Here is an 11,137-nt window from a genome sequence, read left to right as displayed (position 1 = left end):
GGCATTGGGCATTGGGCATTGGGCATTGGGCATTGGGCATCGGGCATTGAAAATAACCAACAACCAACAACCACCAACCACCAACCAACCACTAACTACTAACTACTAACTACTAACTACTAACTCTTGACTCTTGACCCTTGACTCTTGACTCTTGACAAATAACTTAACAAAGCTTCTGCCTGAGGCGCTCAGATTGTACAGTGAAATCAATTAGCCTCATACATTGGCAATTGATAACATAAAGGGAAAAAACTCATGGTTCAACGTGGTTCTAAAGTACGCATTCTCCGCCCAGAATCTTACTGGTTTCAGGATGTAGGAACTGTAGCATCTATTGAGCAAGGCGGCACCAGCAGATATCCAGTAATTGTCCGATTTGAGAAGGTAAATTATGCTGGCGTCAATACCAATAACTTCGCTCAAGATGAGTTGGTAGAGGTTGAAGCACCAAAAGCGAAAGCGAAAAAAGCCTAAGGGATAGAAACCTCTACAAAAGTTTGATGGGGTGATTTTCGGGAGTAGGAAGCAGTGGGTAAAGAATCAAGGCTTTGATTCAATACTCACTATTTACTGCTCCCTATATTAATGTCTGCCAAATCTGCTAAAAAATCATAAGTACTTGTCAAAATTAGCTTAGATGCCTGAACTGCCTGAAGTTGAAACAGTCCGGCGGGGTCTAAATCAATTGACCCTCAATCAAGAAATTACGGGTGGAGACGTGTTATTGCATCGCACGATCGCTTACCCGTTGTCAGTAGATGATTTTGTTGCCTTCATCCAGGGAAGTGCGATCGCTACTTGGCATCGTCGCGGTAAATATCTTCTGGCTGAACTTACCCCTTCTCTTGGGGAGGAAGGGGAACTCGGGGCCCCCACGACCGACAGGGAGTGGGAATTAGGGGCGAGGGGGAGAGTGGGAGAGGGGGAAAAATTAGGAGAGGGAGATGGGAACAGAGGGAGAGGAGGGGAAATGAACAATTCAAAATTACTCTCCCACTCCTCCACTCCTCCACTCCTCCACTCCTCCACTCCCTCAGCTGGCTGGCTAGGTGTTCACCTGCGAATGACCGGTCAACTATTATGGCTGCATCGAGATGAACCATTACACAAGCACACACGGGTAAGGTTATTTTTTAAAGATGATTGGGAATTACGCTTTGTTGACCAGCGTACCTTTGGTCAAATGTGGTGGGTTCCCCCAAAACAAGCACCAGAAAGTATCATTACTGGTTTAGCAAAACTGGCAGCAGATCCATTTTCACCAGAATTTACAACTGAGTATCTGGCAGAAAAACTGCCACACAGCCGCCGTCCCATTAAAACTGCCCTGCTAGATCAAGCTGTGGTAGCGGGATTAGGTAATATATATGCCGATGAAGCATTATTTCTCAGTGGTATACTGCCAGAAACACCGTGTGCAGATGTACAGCCAGAGCAAATAGAAAGGTTGCGATCGGCAATAATTAAAGTGTTAGAAGCCAGTATCGAAGCTGGTGGCACAACTTTTAGTAATTTTCTCAACGTCAAGGGTGTTAATGGTAATTATGGCGGTGTGGCATGGGTTTACAACCGTGCCGGAGAAGCCTGTCGTGTTTGCGGAAGTGCTATTCAACGGACGAGGCTAGCTGGAAGATCCAGTCATTTTTGCATCCAGTGTCAGCGATGAAGAATTAAAAATTAAAAATTGAAAAGGTTTTAGCTGATTGCTAGCAAGCTAGTATAAAAATTAGATGCGCTGAAGGTTGTTGATCGTTGATGCTTGTTTGTTCCAAACAACAAACAACAAATAACAAACAACATTCCTATTTTGGATTTTGAAATGCTCACCATTTGAGATTTCGATGAGTCCAAATCCAGTAGCTGTAAAAGTGAATTTGGTATCAAACGCAAGGTGAAAGCAGTGTAGAAAATTTCCCCACTAACTTAGAAAACAGTAACTCATAGCTCAACAGAGACTGAGTGCAAGCTAGAATCCTGTATAAAAGCAATCGATTTACTCAAGAGGGGAATTTATGCCTGTCAAGAGAGGAGATATGGTTCGCGTGATCCGCGAAAAGCTGGAAAACAGTCTAGAAGCAAAAGCTAGCGATCCTCGCTTACCTGCTTATTTATTTGATAGCAAAGGCGAGATTGTAGATATCAAGGGCGATTATGCCTTTGTAAAGTTCGGAAAAGTACCAACACCAAATATTTGGTTGCGTTTAGATCAACTTGAAGAGTTTAAGTAGAGTTTAAGTAAAATATCATGTATACTTCCCCTTCCTCCCCAATTCTGTGTTACTCACCCCGAGTCACCGTCATCGGTGCTGGTAGAGTTGGCAGTACCCTTGCCCAACGCATTGCGGAGAAAAACCTAGCAGATGTGGTGTTGCTGGATATCGTTCAGGGAATGCCCCAGGGACTGGCGCTAGATTTGATGGAGGCAAGGGGAATTGAACTGCACAACCGTAAAATTATCGGCACTAACGATTATGCCGATACAACTGGTTCGGAAATCGTGGTGATTACGGCAGGGTTTCCCCGCAAACCCGGCATGAGTCGAGATGATTTACTACGGACAAATGCCAAGATTGTCGTAGAAGCAGCTAAGAATGCGATCGCCCACTCTCCCAATGCCATAATTATTGTCGTCACCAATCCTTTGGATGTGATGACTTATTTAGCGTGGCAAGCAACAGAATTACCGCGCGATCGCATTATGGGTATGGCAGGCGTGTTAGACTCGGCACGCTTTGAAACCTTCATTGCAATGGAACTTGGAGTTTTGCCTCGTGATGTCAAGGCGATGGTACTGGGTAGCCACGGCGATTTAATGGTTCCCTTGCCGCGTTTTGCGACTGTTAACGGCATCCCAGTTACAGAATTGTTGGAAACAGACACAATTGAACGCTTGGTAGAACGGACGCGTAACGGTGGCGCAGAAATTGTTGAATTGATGCAGACAGGCGGCGCTTTCTTTGCCCCAGCTTCTGCTACCTGCGTTATGGTGGAATCGATATTGCTGAATCAGTCGCGTTTGTTACCTGTGGCAACGTATCTTCAGGGAGAATACGGTTTAGAAGATGTTGTAATTGGCGTTCCTTGTCGGTTGGGATGCGGTGGAATTGAGAGTGTGTTGGAATTGAGTCTTAGCGATGAGGAGAGGGCAGCGCTTCAAGCTTCAGCGCGATCGGTGCGTCAGAATATTGACCGGGCACAGGAGATTTTGATGGTGGCAAAATAATCTTTATTGGTCAGGTGACGAGATGTTGATTTTCATCTTTCTATTTCCTCACTAACCTAACCAGATAAATTATTTAGAGTAAAAAAGCTTACAAAGGCGATACTGACTTCAAAGTGTCGCCTTTTTTATTGATAAATATAGGACTTACGCATTGACAGAAAATACCAAACATGGCGCATGAATTTCAGCCATTAGAGATTAGTTTTTCGACGCTTTTAAGCGATCACCAACCATCAAAGGGTAATTCTAAAAAGCCTGAAACAACCAAATTTCGTTAATACACATGATGGTCTATTTGTACAGTGCGTAAGTCCTAACTATATAACTATTCAACAATTAAAAGCAATTTACGTTATAAAAAGAATAATGAGGACTCTTCGTAAAAAACGTAACGCCCTACGTCAATCATTAGCGGTGTTTCGCTACAGTGGACGAGCGATCGCTTTTATTTCCTGCGTGACTTAAGAAAAAAATCTCCCCGCTAGATTAGGAGCTAGCGGGGATGCGATCAATTTGGGCGTAGCCACTGAAAATCAACTGTTTACCTTGAGTTTCTAATCGGTTGAGCCGCATCGTGATGCCATCGAGATCAAAGCGTTCCAAATCGACCATGCGATCCAAAATTTGAGCCAATGCGATGCTCAAGCTTTGAGAGATGTCTCGTTGAGATTCTGGCACCATGTCTGCTTCAAACTTCGGGTTACAGAAAGCAAGGCGACGCCGTCGCTCAATCATTATGGTTGCACTCAGGCTAATCGGCACGAGTTCGCCGTTGCTTAGGTTAGCCTTAGCCCAAATCTGCACCCGATTGTTGGACAACAGCTGTAGCTGGACGGCTTCAAAGGAGACCAACTCACCGCCAGATATATAGGTTAAGTCAGGCAGGGAGAGGTTCACCAGACGCTTTTTCACCAGTTCAGCCTTAAAAGCGTGGTTGATGTCTGCTTCTGAGAGGGTGACATGAGCAACGGCTTGGGTGGGTTGCTTGAGAGTGAGTTTGCCGCTCAAAACGCCGCTAAAGTCAATCGCTACGGCGTCAGTCTCGAAGGATACTTCTTCCGCCCTGAAATCATTGCGGATGACAAGCCCACGACCGCTCATTTTGAAGCTATCGATGCTGCCCTGCAAGAGTTTACTGGAAGGATGGCATTGGACAAAAACTTCTACTGACTCGCTTTGAGTAAATAAGTAGCGAATCGTTTTGCTGGCAACGGTGTTGAGTAAGCGCTCTCCCCAATCGCTGCCAGTGGGATTAGTTAAACCAGTAAAGCTGCCAAACATAGAGTTTACCTCCACAAAACTTCTTCGACTCAATATGGATGCCAGGGAGCTATTTGGGGAGGTAATCAAGCAGTGCTTTACCCAGAAACTGCGCCTGAATCAAGTCTCCACTCATGCTTGAGCAATTGCTGGTACGTCATTTCCCGAATCATCATCTGCTTATATAGCATGAGCAAAAACGTCTGGGCTTGTTCACGGGACATATGCTGCACTTGGTCGGCAAAGGAACGGATGCTAAATTCTTGCTCTAAAGATAATTTGATCGGCTGATTCATCGCTGGCTCCTGTGCCAAACTGGGGTGAAGAGGGTCAATGCTAGCTAGATATCTTGGTCTGATCCTCAATACCTAACTATTGTTACGCTTAGCTGACAGCAAATGCAGTCATCAGTGTCAGGGCAACGAACAGGATAGCTATTGCTCCTTGGAAGACATAACGCTGCTGCTGTTCTGGTGAGGGATACTCTGCTCTGGACATACCAGGCTGAATTGCGTAGTTATTGATGATTCCCTCATCATCTACTACGTAGCCAGGTGCGAGAGGTAGATTAAGCAATTGACTACCCTCTCTGCGTGTACGCGCTTGAACTTCAGCGGGGATCAACTCACTACCATCACTACGATGATGTGCTATTGCTTTGTTCGATTTTTTTCCTGCTCTTAGCTCTCCTTTTTGGTTGAAATGCATCTCCAATGGTTCGCAGATATACACCTCAGCCTCCATAAAGAAGCTATCGGCAATCTTACACTCATCTAGGTTGAGGGTTGTCCCTTTTTTATCGGTGTAGCGCATGGGTGTTACCTCGTGTGAAGTTTATTGGTATAGAAGCTGATGTAGATTAATCCTCTTAGTCGGCTAATGGGTCAACTCCCATATTGACGACAGCATTCCGCAGCACCGTAATTTGTTGACCAAAGTCAAGCTGCTTGATGGCTTCTAGTACCTGCACCACATCGCGAGAGGGCTGGTAGCTTGGGGGCATTGGGACTACTAAACCTTTGACCATCAATTCCGACAATTCATACCAGAAAGCTAACTTAGTGTTAGCGCTCCAAATCCCGTAGGAGCGACTAATCTGGGTGTTTCTGTTGGCAGCTAAGTCTCGCATCACTTCTAATTGCTGAGTATGAGACATTTGCTTGATTTGATCGAGCACACCTTCGGCTAATTGCAAGCGAGCTGCTCCTGTGGCGGCTGGCGTGATGGAATGACCCATCTCAGTGTAGATATACCAGAGCAGTGCCAGTTGGTCATCCACGCTCAGGCGCTTAAGTAAAGCGGTGGTAGTAGACACACCATCAGCCAGATCGGTGCTGGAATTAAAGGCGAATCGGTTTGAAGTGGACTCTGTTGTAAAGCTCATATTTGTACCAAAGATGTTTGATGACTGTTCATGCAACTATCTGTGCAATTGAAGGTGATATTCCTTCACCGACAGAATTCGTCTTCAACCTACAGGATTCCCCAGAAGTGGAGAAAACCTTGACTGGAGAAGACTTCAATTAAGATGACAGCTAAAAAGCCTATCATCGCTAGGCGACCGTTCCAAATTTCGGACTGAGGAGTAAAGCCCCAGCGCCAAGCATTGCGTTCATTTGAAATCACCTGTGTAACTTTTGTAGTGTCTGACATAATTAGTGCTCCAAACTTTTCAATTTCTTGAAGATATCGCTAGCCTATAATTTCTTTCCCCGGCTGCATATCACTTCATAACTTTATTGGCATCCATCTTGTCTACTTCGGAACGAGTAGCGTTGTCGCTTTTACATATTTTAAGTATACTTCACAATTTTTAATTTTTACAAAATTACAAATAATAAATAAAAAATAAAATAGATTTTTTGTATTAAAACCTTACTGGGTAAAGGTTTAAATCTGGAGATGCACTTCGTCACAACTACACTAATTTTTCCCTATTCCTATTAAAGGGTTGTTTTACCTGAAAAATAACCCGAATAATAATAAGCAGAATGGTGATTATAAGAAGTTAATGTAGAATTTAGTCGTATTCTTTCAAGCTATTGCTTCCCCTGGCACTAGCGAAGAATTACAAGCTATAGAATTAGATTCCTATCAATGTGCAAATTTCTAAATATTAATTTGGTGTTGGTGACACAAGCACCTTTTTAATCGGTGAGATTTTTGAAAGTCAAAATTTTAGTAGTTCTGAAGTGTTTTTATTCTAAAAGCCATTCTAAATAAGAATTCTAGGGATAAAGTTGCAGATATTTATACCGCACATTACTTTTGGATTATGTTATGATGAAATCATCGAGAATTATTTTCGGCTACGTGATTGAACTTTATAAACAAAAGCCTCTCCGAATCTAAATCTCTACACCCTTTGATTCAGGAGGTGTTTTATGTCAATTTATGTCGGCAATCTATCTTATGAGGTTGAAGAATATGACCTTAAACAGATCTTTTCAAAATATGGATCTGTTAAGAAAATTCAAGTATCTACGAACAATAAAACTGGTGAGAAGAAAGGATTTGCCGTTGTAGAAATGGAAACAGGCACCGAAGAAGCGGCGGCAATTCGGGCGCTGAGAGGCATTGAGTGGATGGGTCGTAGCCTCAAAGTTAATAGAGCTAGGACTAAGTACACCATTTTCTAAATCCGCAACGAATTGAGCGATCTATTGAATCAAGCTTTAAGGAGTTCGATATAGTTAAATACCTAAAAGCTTTGGGAATCAAAAATATAGAGATTTTAGGTCTTAATTGGAAAGAATAATTGTGGATTCAACTACAAATAAATTACCGCCGCCGTCTCTAGTGAAATATGAGTCGGATTTCAACAAAAAATCATATTAAAAAAATGCAAGTTTTATTGAAGAGGTCGAGTCAAGCACTGACTCATCCTACAATTGGTAACAGCAAAGGGAATACAGCCATATATATCTGGCAATCCATGATGAGTAAGCATACTTGCCCTTGCTGTTCATACACCTTACTCCGTCATATACGTTTGGGAGGTATTTACTGGCGTTGTAGCCATTGTTATCAAGAAATGCCAGTTTATACTCTTTAGATTAGGAAATAAAATCTGCACTTGCAAGTCAGCGAAAGACGTGCAAGGCTCAATGTGGAATCCCACAAGCATAATTAAAGATTTTGTGTTAAGGTTAGACTATCGAGAATTATTTTCGGCTATGTGATTGACACTACAGCCACCTTCCCGAATCTAAATCTCTACACCCTGTTAGATTCTGGAGATATTTTATGTCAATCTATGTCGGTAATCTATCTTATGAAGTTGAAGAAGATGACCTCAAACAGATCTTTTCAGAATATGGATCTGTTAAAAGAGTTCGATTGCCTATGAACCGGGAAACTGGTGAAAGGAGAGGATTCGCTTTCGTAGAAATGAGAACAGACGCTGAAGAAACAGCAGCAATTCAGGCGCTTTTAGGCGCTGAGTGGAAGGGCCGTAGCCTTAAAGTGAATAAAGCTATTACTAAGATAGATAGAAGTTCGTCGTGCAATTTGTAGGACGTGTATTGCACTGGAAGCACTTGATATGTCGTTAAGAGTGTAGGATATTTTCTTCCTGCTGGTAAACCTCACTCTTGCGATCGCACAGTCAAAAATTGGTAGCATGTCTGTCGCAACTCTGGGTGACTCCCATGCTTAGCACATGTCATTGTAAAAGAGGGTTCGGGATTCGCAGAGAAATGAATCATTCGTCTAGAGCGATCGCATTTTGATTTCTAATCCCTTTTAATTTTAATGACGAATTGTACTTAAGAATTGTACTTAAGTTAACGGGTTTTATACTCCCGTGAGGTTTAAATGAATTTTGAAATACCTACAGTTGTCTCGCCTGGCTTTGCTCGTTTTGTAGCTTCAGAACTGGAACCAAAGTCATTAAAGAAAAAAGACATAATTAAATGCTTAAAAGCTTTGGGAATCAGAAATTCAGAGGTTTTAAGCCTGAAGTGGAAAGAAGAATTGTGGAATCTATTACAAACAGCCGCCAAATTGCCGGCACTGTCTCTAGTTAAACCTGCAATTTCTAAATATCAGTTGAATGCCAATGACAGGAACTGAATATCTAGATTTAATCGCGAGCTAAATAGGCGTCACCTAATAGGGCAGGGTTCTTCCAGATGTAAGGAAAAATCGTCATTCTGAAACACCTCTTGCTGGCGGTAGTAATTATTTTTCTGCTATCAGGAAATCTATCATGAACAACGCTTCTGTTCCCATCTACCAAACCCCGTCTCTTAATGGTTTAAGGGTGCTTATAGTAGATAATAACCCCGACTGTGTTGAGTTAATCAGAGTAATTCTTCAAGAGTTTTCGATATTAGTAAAAGTAGCCACGTCCGCAAGAGAAGCTTTGGAAGTATTGGCGAACTGGCAAGTAGATGTTTTAATTTCTGAGATTGCTATGCCAAGTGAAGACGGTTACTCTCTAATTCGCAAAATCAGAATTGTTGAAGAACGTCAAAATCTCAAGCTTCTTCCAGCTATTGCCTTGACAGCTTCTGTTACGGAAAAAGTATGCGATGAAGCTCTTAGTTCAGGTTTTCAAGTGTATGCAGAAAAACCGATTGAACCAGATGAGTTGGTAGCAAATGTAACTTATCTTGCTAGAACAATCGAAGAAATGGCACTGGCATCTTGATCAAACGACGAATTAAGGGCAGTGATTGGAAGAGCGATCGCTTTTATTTCCTCCATGACTTACCGATCGCTAACATCAGTATTTCAGCTTGATAATTCACTACCAACGACAAACTATATAACTATTCGGCAATTACGGGCGAATTACGTTATAAAAAGAATAATGAGGATTATTCGTAAAAAACGTAACGCCCTACGCCAATCGCTGGCGGTGTTTCGCTACAGTGGACGAGCGATCGCATTAGTATGGACTACTAGCCGTTCCCTCACCATCAGCCTTGGCATTCTAACTTTGGTGGCTGGTCTGTTACCAGCTGCTGTAGCTTATATCGGTAAATTAATTGTCGATGCGGTTGTAGAGACGCGAAATTTCGCGTCTCTACATAATGTCAATAGCTATCATCCTCTGCTGTATGTAGGATTGGAAGCTATTGCTGTGGCTTTACTTGCAGGTAGTCAAAGGGGACTCACAGTTTGTCAGTCGCTGTTGCGGGTGTTACTCGGTCAACGGGTGAATGAACTTATCCTGGAAAAAGCCCTAACTCTGGAACTAACACAATTTGAGGACTCAGAATTTTATGATAAAATGACTAACGCCCGGCGAGAAGCTTCCACTCGTCCTCTCTCGTTGGTAAACCGCACCTTTGGCTTGGTACAAAGCGCCCTTTCACTCATCACCTACGGTGCTTTGTTGGTGCAATTTTCAATTTGGGCGGTGATGATACTGATATTGGCAGCTATGCCTGCATTCATTGCCGAAACGAAATTTGCAGGAGAAGCTTTTCGCCTGCTTCGTTGGCGTGCACCAGAAACCCGCCAGCAGCATTACCTAGAAACATTGGCTGCTAGGGAAGACTTTGCCAAAGAAGTAAAACTCTACCAGTTAGGAGAAATGTTGCTGGAACGTTACCGCGACATCTTCAATCAACTTTACGACGAAGATCGCGATTTGACGATACGGCGGGGACTGTGGGGATATTTGTTGAGTTTGCTAAGCACTGCCGCTTTTTACGTAGCATACGCTTGGATTGTTGTGGAAACGGTAGCGGGGAGAATTTCCTTGGGGGATATGACGATGTATCTCACCGTGTTCCGCCAAGGACAAACAACTTTTTCTGGTGCGCTGACTTCCATCGGTGGAATGTATGAGGACAACCTATATCTTTCTAATCTTTATGAATTCCTAGAAGAGGAAGTACCTAAGCCAAGTGGTAAAGCTACCAAAGGCATAAAGCCCAAAGATGGAATTCGCTTTGAGAATGTCACATTTACCTATCCGGGAAGTTCCCAACCTGCGCTGAAAAACATTTCTTTCCACCTCAAGCCCAAAGAAAAATTAGCCTTTGTTGGCGAAAACGGTTCTGGCAAAACTACTTTAATTAAATTACTGACTCGGCTTTACAACCCTGACTCTGGACGGATTTTACTAGATGGCTTGGACTTGCAAGAATGGGATGTAGAGGTGCTGCGGCAACGCATCGGTGTGATTTTTCAAAACTTTGTCCGCTACCAGTTTACGGTGGGGGAGAATATCGGTGTGGGGAATGTGGAACGCATGGAAGACAGAGAACTGTGGGAAATTGCTGCCGAAAAGGGCATGGCACTACCTTTTATTGAAAAACTGCCCGCAGGCTTCACCACTCAGTTGGGCAAGTGGTTCAAAGGAGGACAGGAACTTTCTGGCGGCCAGTGGCAGAAAATTGCCCTTGCCCGTGCTTTTATGCGAACTAACGCAGATATAGTAGTGCTAGATGAGCCAACATCGGCGATCGATGCCCAGGCTGAGTATGAGATTTTCAATCACTTTCGCACCCTGACAAAAAATCAGATGGTATTTTTAATATCTCACCGTTTTTCTACCGTACGGATGGCTGACAAAATTCTGGTGATTGAAGCAGGGGAAATTGTAGAACAGGGAACCCACGAAGAGTTATTGCAAGCTGGGGGGAGATATGCGAGGTTATTTTCTTTGCAAGCAGCCGGGTATCAGTAAGAGGA

14 protein-coding genes are annotated in these 11,137 nt (G+C 43.1%); 9 read left to right on the top strand and 5 right to left on the bottom strand.

Going from position 1 to position 11,137, the window contains the following annotated elements:
- Nucleotides 1-258 precede the first annotated feature (258 nt).
- From HXY43_RS01685 to mdh, 4 genes are all read left to right on the top strand, one after another.
- The gene (locus HXY43_RS01685; RefSeq protein ID WP_026733112.1) at nt 259-477 is read left to right on the top strand and encodes a photosystem I reaction center subunit IV; all 219 of its coding nucleotides are present in this window, start codon (nt 259-261) and stop codon (nt 475-477) included.
- 163 nt (nt 478-640) lie between these two features.
- The gene (locus HXY43_RS01680) at nt 641-1,669 is read left to right on the top strand and encodes a DNA-formamidopyrimidine glycosylase (RefSeq protein WP_290879159.1); all 1,029 of its coding nucleotides are present in this window, start codon (nt 641-643) and stop codon (nt 1,667-1,669) included.
- Between the two features lie 346 nt (nt 1,670-2,015).
- The gene (locus HXY43_RS01675) at nt 2,016-2,231 is read left to right on the top strand and encodes an NAD(P)H-quinone oxidoreductase subunit O (protein WP_026733110.1); all 216 of its coding nucleotides are present in this window, start codon (nt 2,016-2,018) and stop codon (nt 2,229-2,231) included.
- A gap of 17 nt (nt 2,232-2,248) precedes the next feature.
- The gene (mdh, locus tag HXY43_RS01670) at nt 2,249-3,226 is read left to right on the top strand and encodes a malate dehydrogenase (protein WP_290879155.1); all 978 of its coding nucleotides are present in this window, start codon (nt 2,249-2,251) and stop codon (nt 3,224-3,226) included.
- Nucleotides 3,227-3,712: 486 nt separating this feature from the next.
- On the opposite strand, the gene HXY43_RS01665 is transcribed toward mdh, so the two are convergent.
- From HXY43_RS01665 to HXY43_RS01645, 5 genes are all read right to left on the bottom strand, one after another.
- The gene (locus tag HXY43_RS01665) at nt 3,713-4,507 is read right to left on the bottom strand and encodes a DUF2993 domain-containing protein (RefSeq protein ID WP_290879153.1); all 795 of its coding nucleotides are present in this window, start codon (nt 4,505-4,507) and stop codon (nt 3,713-3,715) included.
- Between the two features lie 77 nt (nt 4,508-4,584).
- Nucleotides 4,585-4,782, bottom strand: coding sequence for an NblA/ycf18 family protein (locus HXY43_RS01660; RefSeq protein ID WP_026733106.1), 198 nt, complete (start codon nt 4,780-4,782; stop codon nt 4,585-4,587).
- An 88-nt stretch (nt 4,783-4,870) separates the two neighbouring features.
- Nucleotides 4,871-5,299 (bottom strand): ssl1498 family light-harvesting-like protein, encoded by a 429-nt coding sequence (locus HXY43_RS01655; RefSeq protein WP_290879149.1) that lies wholly within the window; start codon nt 5,297-5,299, stop codon nt 4,871-4,873.
- A 55-nt stretch (nt 5,300-5,354) separates the two neighbouring features.
- Complete coding sequence (locus HXY43_RS01650) at nt 5,355-5,870, bottom strand: orange carotenoid protein N-terminal domain-containing protein (protein WP_026733104.1); 516 nt, start codon at nt 5,868-5,870, stop codon at nt 5,355-5,357.
- 89 nt (nt 5,871-5,959) lie between these two features.
- The gene (locus HXY43_RS01645; RefSeq protein WP_026733103.1) at nt 5,960-6,139 is read right to left on the bottom strand and encodes a chlorophyll a/b-binding protein; all 180 of its coding nucleotides are present in this window, start codon (nt 6,137-6,139) and stop codon (nt 5,960-5,962) included.
- A gap of 731 nt (nt 6,140-6,870) precedes the next feature.
- On the opposite strand from HXY43_RS01645, the gene HXY43_RS01640 reads away from it, so the two are divergent.
- The 5 genes from HXY43_RS01640 to HXY43_RS01620 all read left to right on the top strand — a co-directional run bounded on the left by HXY43_RS01640 (nt 6,871) and on the right by HXY43_RS01620 (nt 11,132).
- Nucleotides 6,871-7,125: an RNA-binding protein gene (locus HXY43_RS01640; protein ID WP_290879145.1), complete on the top strand. Its 255-nt coding sequence runs from the start codon at nt 6,871-6,873 to the stop codon at nt 7,123-7,125.
- Nucleotides 7,126-7,732: 607 nt separating this feature from the next.
- Entirely contained in the window at nt 7,733-8,002 is a 270-nt protein-coding gene (locus tag HXY43_RS01635; RefSeq protein WP_026733100.1) for an RNA-binding protein, read from the top strand.
- Nucleotides 8,003-8,302: 300 nt separating this feature from the next.
- Complete coding sequence (locus HXY43_RS01630; protein WP_290879140.1) at nt 8,303-8,560, top strand: hypothetical protein; 258 nt, start codon at nt 8,303-8,305, stop codon at nt 8,558-8,560.
- A 136-nt stretch (nt 8,561-8,696) separates the two neighbouring features.
- On the top strand, nt 8,697-9,140 hold the full coding sequence (locus tag HXY43_RS01625; RefSeq protein WP_290879138.1) for a response regulator: 444 nt from the start codon (nt 8,697-8,699) through the stop codon (nt 9,138-9,140).
- Nucleotides 9,141-9,302: 162 nt separating this feature from the next.
- Entirely contained in the window at nt 9,303-11,132 is a 1,830-nt protein-coding gene (locus HXY43_RS01620) for an ABC transporter ATP-binding protein (RefSeq protein WP_290879136.1), read from the top strand.
- Nucleotides 11,133-11,137 lie beyond the last annotated feature (5 nt).

It is taken from the genome of Fischerella sp., from assembly GCF_013388695.1.
Lineage (GTDB): Bacteria > Cyanobacteriota > Cyanobacteriia > Cyanobacteriales > Nostocaceae > PCC9605.
Note: the sequence above shows the minus strand (reverse complement) of the source record. Positions and strands in the feature narration are given on the sequence as shown.